Genomic DNA, 19,043 nt, shown 5'->3' with positions numbered 1-19,043 from the left:
GCGTCTCTCCACTCATGACTCCAGCTCAAGACAATATTCTCCGCGAAGTCACTCGCCGGCATTTCTTTCAAGATTGCTCGATGGGGCTCGGCGCGCTGGCTCTCACTTCGTTGCTCGGGGGCGAACAAGCGTCCGCTGCGCCGGCCATTGCCAAGGGGGGGCGCTTTCCGGCGAAGGCCAAGAACGTCATCTATCTGTTCATGGCCGGCGGCCCGTCGCAACTCGAACTGTGGGACTATAAACCCAAACTGGTCGAACTCACCGGCCAGCCCATTCCACAAAGCTATATCGAAGGCAAGCGGTTTGCCTTCATGAACAGCAGTCACGGTGTGAAACTGCTCGGCACCAAGCGCAAGTTCGCCCAGCATGGCCAATGCGGCACCTGGGTCAGCGACATGCTGCCTCACACGGCGAAGATTGTCGACGACATCAGCGTCGTGAATACCTGCCAGACGAGCCTGTTCAATCACGCTCCGGCCAAACTGTTCATGAACACCGGCAGCGGGCAGTTTGGTCGTCCCTCGATGGGTTCGTGGGTGACGTACGGCATCGGCAGCGAATCGCAAGACCTGCCGGGCTTTGTTGTGCTGCAAAGTGGTCCGCGCGGGCCACGCGGCGGCGCTGTGAACTGGGGGAGCGGCTTCTTGCCGACCACCTATCAGGGCGTGCCATTGCGCGGTCAAGGCGAGCCGATTCTGAATCTCACCAATCCCGCAGGCATCGATACGGCCAAGCAGCGCGCCGCCATCGATGCCGTGCGCGCGATGAATCAGATCAGGCTGAAGCAAACGGGGGACGACGAAATCTCGACCCGTATCAATGCTTACGAAATGGCCTATCGCATGCAATCGAGCGCGCCGGAATTGATCGACATCAGCGGCGAAACGCAGGCCACGCTCGATCTGTACGGCGTGAGTCCGCAGAAGGCTTCGTTCGCTCGTAACTGTCTGCTCGCGCGGCGTCTCGTCGAACGCGGCACGCGCTTCGTGCAGCTGTACCACACCAACTGGGATAGCCACGGCGGCAGCGGCGAAACGCTGGAAGACGATTTTCCCAAGGTGGTTAAAGATGTAGACCAGGCCTGCGCAGCTCTGGTGATGGATCTTAAGCAGCGCGATCTGCTCAAGGACACGCTGGTGATTTGGGGTGGCGAGTTCGGCCGCACGCCGATGGGCGAGAATCGCGAAAAGACCGGCCGCAATCACCATATCGATGCCTTCAGCATGTGGTTCGCAGGGGGCGGCATCAAACCGGGGCAGACGTACGGCAAGTCCGATGAGCTGGGCTTCAATGCCGCTGAAGATCCAGCGCACGTGCACGACTTGCATGCGACAATCTTGCACTTGCTCGGCATCGATCACAAACAGCTGACGTTCCGCTTCCAAGGTCGCGACTTCCGCCTGACCGATGTCCACGGCAACATCATGACCAAACTGCTAGCCTAAACTGTACTCGTCACGCTTCGCGCGAGGCCTTCATCACTTAGCGAAAACCGTCGCCATGCCCTGCCCCAGCTTGCGATTTGCCGCTTCTTGTTTATTGATTGCAATTGCGGCCATTGCCTGTCGCAACGTCGTGGCGGAAGAAGCTCCCTCGCTCCGCGTGATGAGTTTCAACATTCGCTACGGCACCGCGAAAGATGGCGAGAACCATTGGGACAAGCGAAAGGCCCACGTCGTCGATACAATCAAGGCCTATCGACTCGACCTGCTCGGCACGCAAGAGACGCTTCCTTTTCAGCGGGACTATCTCGCCGAGAACTTGCCGCTATACGATTCGCTGGCAGCGGGTCGCGATGATGGCAGGGACTCTGGCGAAACGGTCGCCCTTTTCTATCGACGCGAGCGCTTCGAGAAGCTCGATGGCGGCCATTTCTGGCTGAGCGAAACGCCCGACAAGCCCGGCAGCAAGAGTTGGGATTCTTCACTACCACGCATGGTCACTTGGGTTAAGCTCCGCGATCGCCAGTCGCCGACTGCCCAGCCGATTACCTTCTTCAACACCCACTTCGACCACAAAGGCCAAGAGGCTCGCTTGAAATCAGCCCAGCTGTTACGAACCAGGCTCGTCGCCGTTGCCAAAGATTCGGCGATTGTCGTAACTGGCGACTTCAATGCTGGTCCGGCCAGCGCGCCGCATCAGGCGCTGTTTGGCGAAGTGGAAGGGGAGCCAAGTCCCATCGTAGATACCTTCGGCACGCAATATCCCGATAGTCAGAGGGGAACATTCTCCGGTTTCAATCCCAAGCCCGCCAACGGTGCCCGCATCGACTGGATCGGAGCTGGTCGGTCCTGGAAAATCAAACACGCCTCGATCGATATCTCCAAGCGCGAAGGCCGCACCCCATCCGACCATTGGCCCGTCTTCGCCGAACTGCGCTAAGTTTCTCGGCACTCCCAAGACAAGAAACGACAAAAGCCTCGTCAACACGAGGCTCTCGTCGCATTCATTCAAAGTAGCGGGGAGCGGACTTGAACCGCCGACACACGGCTTATGAAGCCGTTGCTCTAACCAACTGAGCTACCCCGCCAAGGGTTTGCTGGGGCTAGCAATCTGCGGCTTTTCGGCCAGAGAATGCCCGCCCAAACAAGACAGTCCAGAATATCAAGAAAGTGCTGCGTAACAAGCCCCGGAATGCTCCCGGGGACGACTGCGACGACGGTTACTCCAACTTGGGCTGACCGGCGGCGTACAGGTCCAGGGTGGGGCGGTCGCCGAGGATGGCAAACAGCTGTTGAATCTGGGCCAGGCCGTCGCGGAACAGAAAGCCCGTTTGGCGGCCGAACGATTTGGCTCCTAGTAGGTAAAAATTGTCTTCGGGCTGGATCAACTTCGTGCCTGGGTCTCGCAAGCCCCCCGTCGCGAAGTCGGGTTCAACTTGCAACTCGGCGAGCAGCGATAAGTCGGGCTGATAGCCAACGAGCGCCAGGATGTTGTCGTAGGAATGATCTCCGGCAATCGGTACGGATAACGACACGACAAAGGGACCACCAGGTTCGCGCACTATTTTTTCAACCTGCGATGCCCAGTGCCAGCTGTTTGCTTGCTGAGCAATGGCATTGGCCTGTGCGGCCAGTTCAGCGCGGGAGGGAAATGGATCGTTTGATACTCGCCGAACCGGCCCAGTTGCGGGCTGATGTTCGTGTCGCGTGATCCAGGTGAAGGAAGTCGCCGGATCTTGCTGCTGGATCTCGGCCAGTTGAACAGCCGCAGTGGCCGCCGAGTGCCCATGTCCGATGAGCAAGGTCCGCTTGCCGGAAAACCGGTCGCGTTCATCGCCCAGCAGATCGGGAAGTCGATAGTCGATCTGCCCGCGCAGGGCTCGTTCACCGATTGCGGGCAGCCCGCCGTGCCCGCAGTAGTTAGGTTGAGACAGCACGCCGGAACAATCGAGAACCGCATCGGCTTCTTCGATTCGCTCATTGCCGGCAGCGTCTTGTACGAGCAGTCGAAACGACCAATCGCCGCGCTCGTCCCCGGCGGGCAGGTCTGCCGCGCGATCGGTTTTTCGCACCTGCTCTTTGCCAATGCCAAGCACTCGCGTGTGCAGCTGCAAGTGATCGCTGAGCAAATCGGTCGCGGCGAGCGGCAACAAGTACTGCTCCAGCCATTCGCTGCCGGTTAAGCGCGCGTCGTCAGTTGGCGGTTGATAGTTTTCGTCGTGCGCGGTAATCGCAGCCAGGCCAAGGGGCGAGCAACACCAGCGAAAGGGAACAAAGCTGCGAACATGCGACTGTTGTTGCACGTGCTCGCAAACGCGTCCTTGCTCGAAGATCACCACGTCATAGCCCAAGAACCGCGCGTACAGAGCCGCTTCGAGCCCAATCGGCCCCGCTCCCACCATCGCCAACTTCGCCGGTGTATCAATGGCCATGCGTTCGGTTTCTTCTTCTTTTTATTTGTCTTACTTAGCCCGACGCGTGAGCGAGGGAATTTTCTGAATCAACGTTCTGTTGCTGCGGACGATCCATCCTGGTTTCCCCTCGCTGACGCGTCGGGCTAAGTAAAATGCATTTGTTCGGTGAAGACGAACGGTATCTTAGCGATTCGTTGCCAGGAAAAATCAGCGAGCAATTCGCGGGCGTGGATTGGTGCTGCGGTCGGACGAAGTCCGCAGGACCAGGCGAGAAGCCCGATGATGCGCTCGGGCGCAATGCCTGCGGCGCGAAAGGTGGCGAGGCGCGTATCGCCGTGGCGCTTGGCCAGGCGACGACCATCTTCGCCAATGACGAGCGGGACGTGAATGAAACGCGGTGGCTGCCAGCCGAAGAAGTCGTAAAGCTGTTGTTGGCGAAAGGCGCTCGGCAAGAGATCGTCGCCGCGCACGACTTCGGTAATGCCCATCGCGTGATCGTCGACGACGACCGCCAATTGATACGCCGGCGTGCCATCTGCTTTGGCAATGACAAAATCGCCTAGCTCTTGATTTACGCTACAACTCACTTCACCGGCCAGGCCATCGTGAATTGTCAGCCGCTCGTCAGTGGTGCGAAAGCGCCAGGCGAAACTGCCGGGCACGAAGCGGCTGGCCAGCGCTGCGGTGTTGGCCGCACAAGTGCCCGGATAGCGCGGGCCTTCTTGCCCGGCATGCGGCGCGCTGGCAGCAGCGGCAACTTCGCTGCGAGTACACGTGCAGGGATAGATCCGCTCGGCCTGTTTCAACTGCGCAAGGGCCTGCTCATATAGCGGGAGTCGCTCCGTTTGCACATAAGAAAACTGAGGCCCGCCAACATCCGGCCCCTCATCCCATTCGAGGCCTAGCCAGCGCAAATCGTCGATTGCCTGCTGGGCCGCACCGGGCTTGATTCGTGGCGAATCGATGTCTTCCATCCGCAAAATCAGCTTGCCCTGTTGCGAGCGGGCAGAGAGCCAGGCGAGCAGAAACGTCCGCGCATTCCCTACATGCTGCGCACCCGTTGGCGACGGCGCTAGCCGGCCCACGATCGGGGGCGAAGTGGAGGGAAAAGCAGGCATGGGAAACGGGCTCGAAGGGTTAAGATAGAAGGGACAACGATATCAGAAAATCGGCCGCTCGAAACCGACTTTATTCCTGCTGCGTGACGATTGCAGACGTGACCACTCTCGCGGAAACAACTACCGCTGCTCCCACTGTTCGCGTGGAACCGCGCGCCCGCAATGCCGCCATCATTGCCTGGACGCTCGCGGTGCTGTTCGTCACTGCTGCTGCCGAACTGAACATCGTCACGCTGACTTGGGTGCGCGTCGGCGGTCGGGAATGGCCGCAGCCCGGCTGGATTCTGATGATCGCCCTGAGTTTTGCGCAAACGGGTTTGGTCGCACTCGCGTGCGGACTTGGGCGACAACACCTGGCGCTGCGCGCCTGGATGTTCGTCTGCACGGCGGCAATTACCGGGTTTTATTTGAGCCGAGGCGGGGAGGAATCCCGCATGGGTACTTTGATGGTGATGTTGTTTTTTTATGGCATCTTGGTGCTCACAGGAACCTGGCTCCTGCAACTGCGCGGCTGGCGACTGGTGCTGGCTCACGAGCAACAGCAGACTCGCCAGCCACCTTGGCAGTTCAGTGTGGCCAACTTGTTCGCCACCACGACTTGTGCGGCGCTGCTGCTGGGCATTCTCCGCTATGTGCAGATTGAACAGGAGGAATTGCTGCTGGATATGGTCGTTAGCGGCATCTTGGCGGTTATTCCCCTGGGGGTAGGCTACCTGATGCTCACTCGCCAACGTCCCGCACTGGTGATCCTCGGCATATTCGGTGTGGTGCTGGCGACGACGTTTGCCTTCGTCAATTTCACCGGTGACTACCAGGACTACCAGTCCGCCGTGTTTGCGTTCTTCCTCATGCTATTCACTTCGCTGCTAGTTTTCGGTGCGCTGGTGATTGTGCGGTTGGCTGGCTATCACCTGGTTCGCGGCAATGGCAAGGGATAACTTCCCGTCCAGCAGCGGCATTTCTTGCGGATTTTTCAGGCCTTGAGGGGCTTCGTCAGGCAGAAATCTCCTTGAGCAGAATTGTTGAAAGCGGGGGTTTTCGGTAGATTGCCGCAGCCCGAATGTGTGCATTGCTTCTTGAGAGGCCCCGCTCTTCATGCCCGATCCGATCCGCGAGCAGTTGTTTGCTGCTGCCAAGACAATTGTCGTTAAAGTGGGAACCCGCGTTCTCACTTCCCCCGATGGTACGCTCAATCACGAGCGGATCGACCGCCTGTCCGAGGAGTTGCTGGCGTTGCGGCAACAAGGCCGGCGGATGGTGCTGGTGAGCAGCGGCGCGGTGGGGGCCGGCATGAGCCGATTGAAATTGCCCGGCCGGCCGACCGACCTGGCCAAGCTGCAAGCGGTGGCGGCAGTGGGGCAAGTGCCGCTCATCCAAGCTTATGACCGAACCTTCAGCCAGCATGGGAGCCAGGCGGCCCAGGTGCTGCTGACGGCCGAAGATGTCGACGATCGCGTGCGGTACTTGAACGTGCGCAATACGCTGCTATCGATTCTCGAATTTGGCGCGGTACCGGTCATCAACGAGAACGACACGGTCAGCGTCGAGGAACTGCAGACGACGTTCGGCGATAACGATCGCCTGGCGGCAATGGTTACCAACCTGATTCGCGCCCCGCTCCTCATCATCCTCAGCGATATCGAAGGGCTGTATAACGGCGACCCCAGCCTGGCTGGTTCGCAGTTGATTAACACGGTGCCCGTCATCGACCAAAGTGTGTATGCCTACGTGCGCGACAAGAAGACTGGCCTGAGTAAAGGTGGCATGGCGAGCAAGCTGGAAGCCGCGCGAATCGTCACCACAGCTGGCGAGAACGTGATCATCGCCAGTGGCCGGCGAATGGACGTGCTGACGCAACTCTCGGCCGGCGAGCCACTCGGCACGCTGTTTCAGGCTCAAGGGAAGGGAATCACGCCGTTCAAACGTTGGCTGGGCTTCACCGCGCAAACGCGCGGGCGCGTGCAACTCGATGCGGGCGCTCGCCGCGCGATTGTCGAACAAGGGCGGAGCCTGCTCGCCGCGGGAATCACCGGCACGCAAGGGGATTTCAAAAAGGGGGACGTCGTGGCCCTGTGCGATGGCGAAGGCCAGGTAGTCGCGCGCGGGCTGTCGAACTACTCTTCCGAAGAAGTCGAACGTATCAAAGGTTTGAAGTCGGCCAAAATCGCGCAGGTTCTCGGCCATCGGCCCTATGAGGAAGTGATTCACCGAGACAACCTGGCGATTGTGAAGAAGTAGTGATGCTAACTTTGCCAACGCTTGCCGCCACGCGTTACGATGGAATCAGGCTCACTCGTACTTCTCACTTGCTGAAGCATCGGTCCAGGTAGTTCATTTCGAATCAGCGTTCTCTATGCCCATTCCCTTCTCGTGCCCCTTTTGCGGCGAAACGACGCTGGTCGACGATCCACTCGCCGGCCACACGGGCCCGTGCGTGAACTGCGGCAAATTGGTCACCGTCCCGTCGGGCGCGCCGCGCTACTCGTTGCGCACGGCCATGAAGGGTGTGCAGCGAAGCAACTGGCAAGGGGCGCTGGTCCTCGCCATTTTCTTCCTCGGTCTGGGCGTTGCGCTGTATGCCTTTTATCAGGCCATTGGCAAGCCCGCGATCGTCGCCGCGCAGCAAGCTTCGGCCAAGCGCACCTGCGCGAACAACCTGCGCAAGCTCGGCCAGGCATTGCTGGCCTACGAAGCTCAGAACGGTTCGTTCCCGCCAGCTTACACGACCGACGCCAGTGGCAAGCCACTGCATAGCTGGCGAGCGCTGATCCTGCCTTATCTGGGGCCAAGCGAGATGGCCCTCTATCAGCAGCTCGATCTGAAAGTTGCCTGGGACGATCCGCGCAATGCGCTGGTGGCCAAGCGCATGCCGGCGGTCTTTGCCTCGCCTCTCGATCCGAATGCCCTCACTTCGCAAGAGAGCAATTACCTGGTGATCGTTGGCGCGAAGTCAACCTTTCCCGAAGATGTCGACGCGAAGCTGGTGCGCACGCCCAGCGCGCGAAAGAAAAGTGAAATCACCGACGGCCCGGAAAACACGCTGCTCGTGGTGGAAGTAAAAGCGAACGGCAAAAGTTGGTTGGAGCCCGTTGATCTGCCCTGGACGATCGACTTTCAAATCGGCGGCGACCTCGGCGGCAATCATCACAACGGCGCAAACGTGCTGATGGCCGATGGCGAAGTCTACTTTCTCTACGACACCACCCCTTCCTCCGAAATTGAAGCGATGGCCACCGTCGCCGGCGGCGAAGTGGTGAGCTTGCCAGCGCCGGAGTGAATTGCCGTTGCCTGTTTTTTGAGTGGTCCCAGAAGGCCGCAAGAATAGCCGGCAACAGCTTTTACGGATTATCCACCGCTACCTTCTTCAAAATCGCGCCCAAGCGATAACCGGCCTGGATCAAGCGGCGGTCGACGGCACTGCCGCCAGCTTCGAGGTAGTCTTCACTGAGTTTGATCGGCGGATATTCTGGATCGTTGTCGGCTTCGAAGATCCGCAGCGGGCCGAGAATCTCCGGTCCATAGGCCACGTTCTTGGCCAGTTCAAAACTTTCGGCGAGCCACGTTTCTTCGTTCAGGTCGCCAGCTGCGGCAGTGCCAAGGGTTTTGAATTCGTCGTCGTTGGTCATGACGAAGGAAAAATTGCGCGCTTCACGAAAAGTAGTCGCGCCGGGGCCGCCACTGCCAGGAAACGAATCCCAGAGCGAGTGAAGATTGAACCGCTGCTCGGTCCGAATCAAGTTGCCGCCACGATCACCGGCGGGAAACAAATTTTTCGTGAAGAAGGCCGTCGAGTGCATGGGCTGGTGCAGGTCGCCAACAGAATGCGTCAGCCACGAGAGCATCAGGGCCTTTTGTTTCGCGGCTTCCATGCTGCCGAGAGTCCGGCGCGCGAGGCGAATCGTCTGGACGACATTCATATCGCGACGTTCGACAGCGGGTGGATCGAGCTTGAGATTCAACTCATCGTCGCCGTGCAGCGTGGCTTCATCGGCAGGAACGAGGAACAGCGGCTTATTGATGTAGTGCCAGGTGGGCCGATGAAAGTTCTCGCGCACCGTCTCGGGCAAGATGCCGCGGGCAATATCGGGCCAGATGGCCGCCTGTTGAATCAGCCATTCGTTGTGGGCCGCCAACGTGCCATTCGCAACCGCAGCGGGCATCTTCGCCTTGAAGTCCTCGGCGAATCGCGGGTGATTTTTCAGCAGAGCGATTACTCGATCGCGCTCGTTGTTATTTAACTGTCGCCAGGCCACTGCGGCGACAATTTTGTGGCCCAGGTCGTTCCACGCATACGTGGGACCAACCAGCAGCAGCACGATGAGCAGGGCAGTGATCGCTTTCCGCATGGACTTAACTCCGTCATGTGTGGCAGGGGAGGTTGCCGACGCATGAGGAATATAGAGTTGCCAGCGGCAGAAGCAAAACAGATTCGTGGCAAGGGCGACTGCTGCCTAGCTCGTCGCACTCGGCGTCCGCAGGCTCTTGATGTGGGGGCCGCGGAGCTTGGTCATCTGCAGGTACTTGGGGTCGAGCTTGGTGAGCTCTTCGGCCACGCATTCGACCGTGTAGCGAATCTGCTCTTCGTTGTGCATGCAGTTGATGAAGAAGCGGAGCCGCGCTTTTTCTTCTTCCACAGCAGGATGCAGAATGGGCTGCACGTTGATGCCGCGTTCGAAGAGGGCACGCGAGAGCATCAGGGCATGGGGCGAGTTGCCAGTGATAACCGGAACGACGCCCGTGCCTCCCGCATAGCCCGTGTTGATTCCTTTTTCCTTCGCCAGCTTCAGAAACAGGTCCGCATTGGCCCGCAGCTTGTAGACGCGTTCGGGTTCTTTCTTCAACAGTCGCAGCGCGGCGAGCGAACCGGCCGCTGCCCCGGGAGGCAACCCACAGCTGAAGACGAAGCCCGGCGTTGTGTACTTCATGTACTCGATCAGTTCCTTGCTGCCCGCGATGTAGCCACCGCAACTGCCGAACGACTTGCTCAGCGTCGCCATCGATAGATCGACATCGCGCGGGTTGCAGCCAAAGTGCTCGACCACGCCACGGCCTGTAGCGCCGAGCACGCCGCTCGAATGGGCTTCGTCAATCATCAGCAGCGCTTTGTGTTTCTTCTTTACTTCGATGAACCGCGGCAGGTCGGGAAAATCTCCGTCCATGCTGTACGTTCCTTCGATAACCAGCAGCACTTTGCGATACTCGGTCCGAATCTCGCTAAGGATATCGTCGGCTGCTTGCCAATCGTTGTGCGGGAACGGCCGGCGCCGAGCGCCCGACATGATCGACCCTTGCACAATGCTGTTGTGATCGAGCGAATCGTGCAGGATGAGATCGCCGGGTCCAAACAGGTGACCAATCGTCGTTTCGTTGGTCGAGTGACCACCGACGAAGCAGATCGAATCTTCCTGTCCCACGAAGTCGGCAATTTCCATTTCCAGTTCGCGATGGACGGGCTTTTCGCCCGAGACCAGGCGGCTGGCCGAGACGCTGGTGCCGTACTTGTCGATGGCCGCTTTCGCTGCTGCAGCAACGACCGGATCGCCCGACATGCCAATGTAGTTGTAGGTCGTATAGCTGATGTAATCGCGACCGCCGATGCGGGCCGTATCGCGAGTGATCCCTTCGTGCACGCAGAAGTACGGATTGCCGACGCCCAGACCCTCGAGCATGTCGATGGTCTGTCGCAGGCGCAAATACTCGGGCGTTTTGCTGAAGTCGTAACACTCGGGGCCGATATCGTCGATCGTCTTCTTCACCGTCGAAACGGCTGCCGTCGACTGCCGCTGCACAAGCGGTTGCGTACCGATGTACTGTTCGATTGCATCCGCCACCTGGCGAACGGTTTCAATCTCGGCCAGCACTGCTTCGGGAAAGCGACCGCCAAATGTCTCTTCCAGTGTGTTGGCAATCTGCAGTCGTTCAAGCGAATCGAGACCCAAGTCGGTGACGATATTGCTCTCGAGCGTGATGACCTTGGCCCGTTCTTTGGCAATGGCCTTCACGTGCTCGATCACCACCTGCACCACGGCTGGGTTTGGATCCTTCGCAGGGTCGCCGGCAACCATGGCCGTATCGACATCGTCGCTAATCGCGATATCCGGCGGCACGATGGCATCGGTTTCTTTTTGTTCCCAGCTGAGCCATTGCTCGGTGATCTGCAGTTGATTGCCGAGGAAATCTTCGCGGCAGGCATGGCGTTGGATCTTGCCGCTGGAGGTCTTCGGAATCGAGCCGAAGCGGACGAGCACAACCGCATCGGGTGGCAACTCGTGTTCGCGAGTGACATCGCGGCGAATCGCGGCGATCACATCACCCCAATCGCTGCGGCGGGTCCGTTCGACTTCGGCGACGACAATCAATCGCTCGCGACCATGCAGGTCGACGGCAAACGCTGCGACTTCGCCCGAGTTAATCCGCGGGCTGGCGCGCTCGACCGTCTGTTCAATGTCTTGCGGATAGCGATTCACACCGCGAACGATGATCAGGTCTTTCAAACGACCGGTGACGAACAGTTCTCCCTCGTGGAAGAAGCCGAGATCGCCTGTGCGCAAGAAGGGGCCTTCGTTACTGCCGGCCATGTAAGCGTGGAAGTTGGCCTGCGTCGCTTCGGGCTTGTTCCAATAGCCTTGCGCGACGCTGCCACCTTGCACCCAAATTTCGCCGATGCGCCCCGGGGGCAATTCGTGCAGCATGTCGGCATCGACAATCGCCACACGTTCTTCGGGCAACACGCGACCGCAACCAGTCAGTTCGCGAGCGTTGTCGCTCTTGGCATCGCAGGGTTGCACGCGCCGCTGATCGATGAGCTTGCCGTCGAAGGTGCGCAGCAACGGCGACTTATCTTTGAAGCCACCGGTAACAATGAGGGTCGTCTCGGCCATGCCATAGCAAGGATAGAACGACTTGGGCTGAAAGCCGTACGGACCAAACCGTTCGGCAAACTTGTGCAGCGTATCGGCCCGGACGGGTTCGGCGCCGTTGAAGGCGAGTTCCCAAGTACTGAGATCGATGCCGGTCAGTTGTTCGTCGGTGATCTTGCTGGTGCAGAGGTCGTAGGCGAAGTTCGGGCCGCCGCTGATCGTCACGCGATACTTGCTGATGCCGCGCAGCCAGCGAATCGGCTTTTGCAGGAACGTCATCGGCGACATGAGTACGCTCGGGCGCCCGATGAAAAACGACGTCAGTACGCCACCCACCAGGCCCATGTCGTGATAGGTCGGCAGCCACGACAACCCCACGCCACTGCGGGTCGGTTCGAAGCCGTAGGTAATGATCTGCAAGTTGGTCATCAAGTTGCCGTGCGTCAGCATCACCCCCTTGGGCGTGCCGGTCGAACCGCTGGTGTATTGCAGCATCGCCAGTCGCTTGGGGCTGAGCGTGCCGGGCTGCCAGCCGCCATGCGAGTTGCTGGGGATTTCGTCGGTGGCCAGCCAGAGGAGCCGCTTGAGGTTGGGCGTCTCATCGAGCATGTCGCCACTGCGGTCGGCAATATCGCCGGTGATCAGCGCAGCCTTGGCTTGGGCATCGTCGGCAATGGCTTGGATCCGCAGCATGTTGCGGTTGCGCCGCGGGGGATATGCCGGGACTGCGACCGCGCCAGCTGCCAGGCAGGCGAAATAGGCGGCGACATATTCCAGGCCCGGCGGATAGAGGAGCAGCACGCGCTCGCCGCTCAGCTTTTCGTCGACCAGGCGGCGCGCGATGGAGCGCACTCGGTCGTTGAACTGCGCAAACGTCAGCTTGGTTTCTTCCGACTCGCCGTCGGTGAAGATGTAAGCTGTGTCGTCAGGTTGTTTTTCCGTCCAATATTGCAGGGCGTCGATCAGCGATGTGGTCGGTGGATTGTACGGCTTAAAAAAACGTTCCAGGTCCACGAGTACCTCCCAACCCAGTGAAATGGCCGCCGGCCGTTACCGGTCGCCTCGACCAAGGCTGCACCTTAACAAATCACGAACACAAACGGAAAATCAAAAAGCCTTGGACTACCTTATCTTCGTCATATTCAGCAGCCCCCGAACACACGTTCTCGACAGCTGCCGGTTTGCCCGCGGATTGGAATGCTGCGCGGAGCGGTTGTGAAACTGCGACTGCCAAGCTTAAGTAATTCGGCAGCAAACAGTTGCGATGATTCCAAGGAGTCTGCCAGAGCGAGCCGCAGTCACGTAGCTCATTCCCGCCATCTTGGCCCGGCGACGTCATTCTTCTGCGCTCGAATTTAACGCTTTCTTCCCAGCCCTCCTAGCCCGCCTAACGCGCAGAGTGCTTGCTGGCGGCACTTAACCCCTTCCAACGAATGGCATTTGAGTCGCCATCACCGTCAAAAATAGGACGTTGGCATCCAGTGGTAAGCTGGCCATATAGACGACGGCGCTGGCCACATGATTCACGTCCATGGTAGGTTCCGCGGCGAGGGTGCCATTGGCCTGCGGAACACCTGCGGCCATGCGCGCGGTCAGGTCGGTCCCGGCGTTGCCAATGTCGATTTGCCCGCAGGCGATATCGAACGCGCGGCCATCGAGCGCGCACGACTTCGTCAGCCCGGTGATGGCGTGCTTCGAGGCAGTGTAAGGAGCCGAGTTGGGGCGCGGCGTGGTCGCCGAGATCGAGCCGTTGTTAATGATTCGTCCGCCGCGGGGTTGCTGCGCCTTCATCACCCGGAACGCTTCGCGCGTGCACAGAAACGCGCCGGTCAGATTGATGCTGATGAGTTGCAGCCACTTTTCGACCTTGAGTTCGTCGATAGGAATGGCCGGCGCACCCATCCCCGCGTTGTTGAACAGCAGATCGACCCGCTGGAACTTCGCCACGACCTGATCGAACAGACTGCGCACCGAGGCGGGGTCGGCCACATCGGTTGGCACTGCCAGCGCCCGCATTGCGTGTTCACCAGCTTGCTCCACCGTTTGCTGCAGCGCCTCGACTCGGCGACCAGCAAGGGCCACAGTGTAACCTTCGCGCAGCAGTGCCAGCGCGACCGCGCGACCAATGCCCGACCCTGCTCCCGTGACGATCGCAACTTTGCTGCTCATTGGTGGTACTCTGCCTGTGTTCAATTATTCCGACCCACATATCACGACGCGTCAGCGAGGGAGACTTCCTAGAATGAGGCCCTGTTGTCGCGGACGAGATCATGAAGTTCCCCTCGCTGACGCGTCGGGCTACTTAAAAACTACTTGGGCGAACATCGTAACACGACCGAGCGCGCGATGCGTACCATTCCCATCAAAGTGAAACCGAATGCCCGGACCTCGGAACTGACCGAGCAGGCCGACGGCACCTGGCTCGCGCGGCTCAAGGCACCACCCGTCGATGGCAAAGCCAACGAGGAACTGATTCGCGTCGTCGCTGCCCACTTTCGAGTGCGCAAGGCCGACGTCACCATCAAGAGCGGAGCTTCCGGCCGACTGAAGTACGTGCAGATCGATGATTGAGTTTTGCTGGCGAGATGTTCAAAAAAAGAAATTGCGGCGGACCAGACTAGTCAACGACTGCGCATCGAATTTGTTGGCGCTCTTTGACAATACGGTAGTAAATGCGTGCATATTGCGCGCGTTGTTGCGTGAAGGTACTCACGACATCTGAATCCGTTGGTCGTCACATTAATGGAAATTGAATCTGGCAATTTTCATCAGCGGATAACGACTTAGGTCGCACCAAAAGCTCGCAAGTGGTGAGCGGGAAGAACGTTGCGCGATAGCGGAAACTTTTGAAGTTGCGTTGGATTACGGAAATTTCCGCTTTTGCTGCGGAGGAAGGTGTGGCACTACTCGCTCACCAGGCGGGTTTCCTGAATGAAGGGGATTCTGGAAATTGAATTCGGAACCTTCTGACGGGCTTTCAGGACTTAGGACAAGTTCACCGGATCGAAACTGTTGCCAAACAACAAGTTACGAGACAATGGAGACTTTGCAAACTCGTGTGAATTATGGAAATTTCCTGATTCGGAAATCAGCCAGCGAGCGGCTGGACGGTGAACCTTTCTGCAGGACTGCAGTCTATTTCTCTGTTCCCCGCATGAATCGCCCGGGCATCGCGTCGATGCGTCGGCCGGCAATCATCAACCATTGCCGATCCGGCTTCATCCTTCGCCACCTCGGGCCAAGCGTTCGCGAGGGTCACTGTGTCTGGCGCAACTCAGGTTGCTGGCAGCACAGGCACTCGTCCAGCGTGGTTGCCAAAACACGCCTGGAAAGATTTCTCCTAAAAAGCCGCTTGCGGTTTTCGAGTGTTTTGCGTCCCGCCCCGCTGCCTCCTTCCCCCCGGTTCGATGCAGCGGGGCGGTTTCTTTGTCGGCATCTTCGGCGGCAATCTCAGGCCTGGGATTACGAACCTTGTGCGCGGAGCGTTACGATAGACAGGAGCGGCCGCTCCCGCACTTCTTCTCCTCCGACAAGCTGTTGGCCAAGCGCACGATGAAATCTCCTATTAGCGATCCGCTGGCGGTGTTGCTGTCGACGACCGATGCCCGCTACTGGCAAGCCACACTTGTGCCCCGGGCCGTGGCGAAGCACGGCGAGACGAAGTGGGCGTTGCCGGTCGACTGGTCGCACGGCCAGGTGATTCATCCACAGGACGAAGCGGGTCTGCACGATTGCTTGCAACCGTTGTTGCGCGGGACGGCGCAGCATGTGGATTGCGAGTATCGTGCTCGCAGCGAGTCCAACGAGTGGCGCTGGTTCAAAATGCGCGTGCATCTCGAGTTAGCGGAGCCGCCAAAATTGCATCTGTGGTCGAACGAGATCACGCGGCAAAAGCGGGCCGAACAACTGCTGGCCCTGCAAAGCCGCATCGTCCAGCAGTTGGCAGCGAACGAATCATTACCCACCGTACTAAGTGAACTGGCCCAGGGAGTGGAGGCCAACTACTACGGCGCGGCGGTCTCGATTCTCGGGGTCTCGGCCGATCGTCAGCGGCTCGAGCATTTGGCTGCTCCCAGTTTGCCGAAGCATATTGCGGCCAGGATTCATGGCTTGCCGATTGGTCCCCAAGTGGGCGCTTGCGGTTCGGCAGCAGCCACAGGACAGCGAGTTGTCATTGCCGACGTCCATGCCGACTCCCGGATGAGTGGCTTTGAAGAATTGGCCAAAGAAACGGGCATTCGGAGCGTCTGGTCGCAACCGATCAGCGGCGAGCGCGGCGAAGTGATCGGGACGATGGCCATCTATCGGTTGCAGGTCCATTCGCCCAGCGACGATGAGATCGAACTGTTGGGGCTGGCCACGAACCTGGCGGCGCTGGCGATGGAGAACCGGCGACGAATCGACTCGCTGGTGCGCAGCGAATCGCGATTCCGCGAACTGGCCGAGAAAGCGCGGCTGGTGCCCTGGGAAGCCGAGTTGAACACCGACCGCTATACGTATGTTGGCCCGCAGGCGGAAGAGATTTTTGGCTATCCAATGGAGGAATGGTATGTCCCCGGCTTCTGGCACAAGCTGGTGCATCCCGACGAACGCGAGGCATTGCTGGCCGAATACTACGTTCATTTGAAAGAGAGCGACCACTTCGAAACAGAGTATCGCATTCCAACTAAGTCGGGCGAGAACGTCTGGATTCATGACTTCGTCAGCATCTTTCGCGTGAACGGCGTACCGGTTCGATTGCGCGGATACATGGTCGACGTCACGCGGCGAAAGAAAGCCGAACAGGCGAAGAGTTCGACCGATGCATTGCTCGATGCGGTGATGAAGAGCTTGCCGTTTCGCTTGTGGGCAGCCGATCGCGATGCGCGGGTGGTGTTGCAGAACCCGGTGTCGCGGCAGCAGTTTGGCGATGTGGTCGGCACGAAGGTGGGAGACATGCAGATGCCGGCAGACATTGCCGAGCAGCACATGGTATTCATCCAGCGAGCGCTCGCTGGGGAAGTGGTGAACGCGGAGGTAGCGCACGACTTCCTGGGGGAACAGCGGGTCGACCAATGCTTGATCGCGCCGGTGCGGCTGGACAATTCGATTGTGGGAGTGCTGGGTTGCGATATCGATGTGACCGCGCAGCGGCGTGTTGAAAAGGCGCTGCAACAATCGGAACTGCGCTATCGCACGCTCATGCAATTCGCGCCGGATCTGATCATGCAAGCCAAGCGCGATACCACCATTGTCTATACCAACCGGGCAATTGCACCGGCGACGATGGAGCAGATTATCGGCTCCAAATGCATCGACTGGGTCGCCAGCGATTATCGCCGCGTAGTCGAGAACAGCTTCGAGCTGGTGTTTTCCAGCGGGCAGGAGTGCAACTACGAAACGTTGTCTTCCAACGAGCCTGTGGGGCCGCGCTGGTGGTCGGTGCATTTGGCGCCGATCAAGGACGGGGACCGGATCGACTCGTGCATTATGATTGCCCGCGATATCACGCGGCGCAAGCAGATGCAGCAGGAACTTCTCGACCACGACGAACGCTTTCGCCAACTGGCCGAGGCGACCGACCAAGGTTTTTGGCTTGTCGATTTGATGCCCGAACGGCTGCTATATGTGAATCCGGCTTTTTCGCATATTTGGGGCGTCAGTCAGGAAGCCTTGTATGCCGGAGTGCGAGTTGGCTTTAAGCAAGTGATCGACGAGGATCGCGAACGGGTGGAACGCGCTTTGGACGAATGGTTGGCTGGCGAGCGCAAGAGTTACGACGTGGAGTATCAGATCGAGCGGCCGAATGGCCAGCGGCGTTGGGTGCAGGATCACGGGGCAAAAATTTTCAACGCAGCGGGCCAGTTGTACCGCATTAGCGGAATCGTGCGGGATATCACCGACCAGAAGCGGGCTGAAGTGATTTTGCGCGAAAGCGAAGAGCGATACCGCCTGCTGGCCGAAAACTCTTCGGACTTGATCATGCGGCTGAATCGCGCGGGCGAATGCCTGTATGCTTCGCCAGCCAGCCGGCTGTTGCTGGGGCTGGAGCCGGTGGAAATCAAGAATGGTCAGATCTTCGACGAACTGGTGCATCCCGATGATCGGCCGCGGTTAGCTGCGATGCGCGAGGCCTTCTTGTGGAAGGGAAAACCAGTATCGATCACCGCGCGGTTTCGCCATTCAGCGGGAGAGTATCGATCGCTCGATCTACAGGCCAAGGCAGTGCGCGATTTGATCGGCGGCAGCGAGCAAGACGTCGAAGCTACCGAAGTGCTGATTACGGTGCGCGATGCCACCGATCGCGTCGACGCTGCCCGCAAGTTGCGCCAGCGCGAAGCCGATCTGGCGCATGCGGATCGCATGAGCACGATGGGACAGATGGCGGCAGAATTGGCGCACGAACTGAATCAGCCCTTATATGCCATTGCCAATTTCTCCTCGGCCTCACTCGGCGCGCTGGGGCAAAATGGCGAGCAGGCGGTCGAGGGAATCGACAAGGCGCGCAATTGGCTGGGGGAGATTGCCCGGCAATCGCGCCGCGCGGCGGATGTGATTCGCCGCATCAACTTGTTTGTGCGCAAGGGTGAACTCGACCCTTCTCCCTTCAGCTTGAGCGAATGTGTCCGCACCTTGGAGCCCTTGTTGGAAGTGGCCGCGCGCGGCCACGAAGCGACCATCAGCTATAAACTGACGGAACCGATGCCGGCGATTCAAGCGGATCGTCTGCTCATCGAACAAGTGATTGTCAATTTGGTGCGGAACGCAGCCGAGGCCATGGAAGATGTACCTGCTGGCCAGCGACAGATCGAAATCCGGACGTATTTGGAAGCGGGAGGCGTTGGTTTATCGGTCAGTGATACTGGTCCCGGGATGCGACCCGAAATGGCAGAGAAGGTCTTCGAGCCTTACTTCACCACGAAAGAAAGTGGCACCGGCATGGGTTTGGCCATCTGCCGGAGCACCATCGAAGCCCATCAGGGGCGAATTTCGGCGGAGTCGAACCCGCAGCCAACGGTCACTGGGGGGCACGGCGCGCTGTTTCGCATATGGCTGCCGCTGAACAACCAGGCATAAGGGAAGTGCTTACCGGAAATCGACTTATGGCAATTGTCAGCTGGCTGGAGGACTTTCGATCCCGAGTCGCAAGTTCTTAAAAATGGTTGCGGGGCCCATTTTCGCGGGGTAGCATAGCTACGAGATCGGATCCGCCCGCCGGTGCTTGCTGCG

12 protein-coding genes and 1 tRNA gene are annotated in these 19,043 nt (G+C 59.2%); 7 read left to right on the top strand and 6 right to left on the bottom strand.

Features of this window, described 5'->3' with window-relative positions; translation table 11 throughout:
* The first annotated feature begins 14 nt into the window (after positions 1–14).
* Together ETAA8_RS01565 and ETAA8_RS01560 are read left to right on the top strand one after the other, a co-directional pair.
* Positions 15–1,445: a DUF1501 domain-containing protein gene (locus ETAA8_RS01565; protein WP_145083903.1), complete on the top strand. Its 1,431-nt coding sequence runs from the start codon at positions 15–17 to the stop codon at positions 1,443–1,445.
* A gap of 55 nt (positions 1,446–1,500) precedes the next feature.
* A complete protein-coding gene (locus tag ETAA8_RS01560) occupies positions 1,501–2,382 on the top strand; it encodes an endonuclease/exonuclease/phosphatase family protein (protein ID WP_145083900.1) in 882 nt (293 codons plus the stop codon).
* A gap of 74 nt (positions 2,383–2,456) precedes the next feature.
* On the opposite strand, the gene ETAA8_RS01555 is transcribed toward ETAA8_RS01560, so the two are convergent.
* From ETAA8_RS01555 to gluQRS, 3 genes are all read right to left on the bottom strand, one after another.
* A tRNA-Met gene (locus tag ETAA8_RS01555) sits at positions 2,457–2,530 on the bottom strand.
* A 132-nt stretch (positions 2,531–2,662) separates the two neighbouring features.
* On the bottom strand, positions 2,663–3,874 hold the full coding sequence (locus ETAA8_RS01550; protein WP_145083897.1) for an NAD(P)/FAD-dependent oxidoreductase: 1,212 nt from the start codon (positions 3,872–3,874) through the stop codon (positions 2,663–2,665).
* Positions 3,875–3,999: 125 nt separating this feature from the next.
* On the bottom strand, positions 4,000–4,974 hold the full coding sequence (gene gluQRS / locus ETAA8_RS01545; protein WP_145083894.1) for a tRNA glutamyl-Q(34) synthetase GluQRS: 975 nt from the start codon (positions 4,972–4,974) through the stop codon (positions 4,000–4,002).
* 98 nt (positions 4,975–5,072) lie between these two features.
* Here gluQRS and ETAA8_RS01540 point away from each other — a divergent pair, with 98 nt between their 5' ends.
* The 3 genes from ETAA8_RS01540 (at position 5,073) to ETAA8_RS01530 (ending at position 8,251) form a co-directional block, all read left to right on the top strand.
* The gene (locus tag ETAA8_RS01540) at positions 5,073–5,912 is read left to right on the top strand and encodes a hypothetical protein (protein WP_145083891.1); all 840 of its coding nucleotides are present in this window, start codon (positions 5,073–5,075) and stop codon (positions 5,910–5,912) included.
* A 157-nt stretch (positions 5,913–6,069) separates the two neighbouring features.
* Positions 6,070–7,212: a glutamate 5-kinase gene (gene proB / locus ETAA8_RS01535; RefSeq protein WP_145083888.1), complete on the top strand. Its 1,143-nt coding sequence runs from the start codon at positions 6,070–6,072 to the stop codon at positions 7,210–7,212.
* Between the two features lie 115 nt (positions 7,213–7,327).
* Positions 7,328–8,251 (top strand): DUF1559 family PulG-like putative transporter, encoded by a 924-nt coding sequence (locus tag ETAA8_RS01530; RefSeq protein ID WP_145083885.1) that lies wholly within the window; start codon positions 7,328–7,330, stop codon positions 8,249–8,251.
* 61 nt (positions 8,252–8,312) lie between these two features.
* On the opposite strand, the gene ETAA8_RS01525 is transcribed toward ETAA8_RS01530, so the two are convergent.
* The 3 genes from ETAA8_RS01525 to ETAA8_RS01515 form a co-directional block, all read right to left on the bottom strand.
* On the bottom strand, positions 8,313–9,320 hold the full coding sequence (locus tag ETAA8_RS01525; protein ID WP_145083883.1) for a S1/P1 nuclease: 1,008 nt from the start codon (positions 9,318–9,320) through the stop codon (positions 8,313–8,315).
* Between the two features lie 105 nt (positions 9,321–9,425).
* A complete protein-coding gene (locus ETAA8_RS01520; protein ID WP_145083880.1) occupies positions 9,426–12,848 on the bottom strand; it encodes an aminotransferase class I/II-fold pyridoxal phosphate-dependent enzyme in 3,423 nt (1,140 codons plus the stop codon).
* Positions 12,849–13,250: 402 nt separating this feature from the next.
* The gene (locus ETAA8_RS01515) at positions 13,251–14,003 is read right to left on the bottom strand and encodes an SDR family oxidoreductase (protein ID WP_145083877.1); all 753 of its coding nucleotides are present in this window, start codon (positions 14,001–14,003) and stop codon (positions 13,251–13,253) included.
* Positions 14,004–14,180: 177 nt separating this feature from the next.
* Between ETAA8_RS01515 and ETAA8_RS01510 the strand changes: the two genes are divergently transcribed.
* The gene (locus ETAA8_RS01510; RefSeq protein ID WP_145083874.1) at positions 14,181–14,405 is read left to right on the top strand and encodes a DUF167 domain-containing protein; all 225 of its coding nucleotides are present in this window, start codon (positions 14,181–14,183) and stop codon (positions 14,403–14,405) included.
* Between the two features lie 981 nt (positions 14,406–15,386).
* On the top strand, positions 15,387–18,890 hold the full coding sequence (locus ETAA8_RS01505) for a PAS domain S-box protein (protein WP_145083871.1): 3,504 nt from the start codon (positions 15,387–15,389) through the stop codon (positions 18,888–18,890).
* Positions 18,891–19,043: the final 153 nt, after the last annotated feature.

Source organism: Anatilimnocola aggregata (genome assembly GCF_007747655.1).
Classification (GTDB): domain Bacteria; phylum Planctomycetota; class Planctomycetia; order Pirellulales; family Pirellulaceae; genus Anatilimnocola; species Anatilimnocola aggregata.
The sequence above is the reverse complement of the archived record's forward strand: the minus strand, read 5'-3'. Positions and strand labels throughout refer to the sequence as shown.

What these genes read in the sequence shown, in the direction of transcription:
- ETAA8_RS01565 (WP_145083903.1), top strand. Translation starts at nt 15, where the DNA reads ATGACTCCAGCTCAAGACAATATTCTCCGCGAAGTCACTCGCCGGCAT.
- ETAA8_RS01560 (WP_145083900.1), top strand. Translation starts at nt 1,501, where the DNA reads ATGCCCTGCCCCAGCTTGCGATTTGCCGCTTCTTGTTTATTGATTGCA.
- ETAA8_RS01550 (WP_145083897.1), bottom strand. Translation starts at nt 3,874, where the DNA reads ATGGCCATTGATACACCGGCGAAGTTGGCGATGGTGGGAGCGGGGCCG.
- gluQRS (WP_145083894.1), bottom strand. Translation starts at nt 4,974, where the DNA reads ATGCCTGCTTTTCCCTCCACTTCGCCCCCGATCGTGGGCCGGCTAGCG.
- proB (WP_145083888.1), top strand. Translation starts at nt 6,070, where the DNA reads ATGCCCGATCCGATCCGCGAGCAGTTGTTTGCTGCTGCCAAGACAATT.
- ETAA8_RS01530 (WP_145083885.1), top strand. Translation starts at nt 7,328, where the DNA reads ATGCCCATTCCCTTCTCGTGCCCCTTTTGCGGCGAAACGACGCTGGTC.
- ETAA8_RS01525 (WP_145083883.1), bottom strand. Translation starts at nt 9,320, where the DNA reads ATGCGGAAAGCGATCACTGCCCTGCTCATCGTGCTGCTGCTGGTTGGT.
- ETAA8_RS01515 (WP_145083877.1), bottom strand. Translation starts at nt 14,003, where the DNA reads ATGAGCAGCAAAGTTGCGATCGTCACGGGAGCAGGGTCGGGCATTGGT.
- ETAA8_RS01510 (WP_145083874.1), top strand. Translation starts at nt 14,181, where the DNA reads ATGCGTACCATTCCCATCAAAGTGAAACCGAATGCCCGGACCTCGGAA.
- ETAA8_RS01505 (WP_145083871.1), top strand. Translation starts at nt 15,387, where the DNA reads ATGAAATCTCCTATTAGCGATCCGCTGGCGGTGTTGCTGTCGACGACC.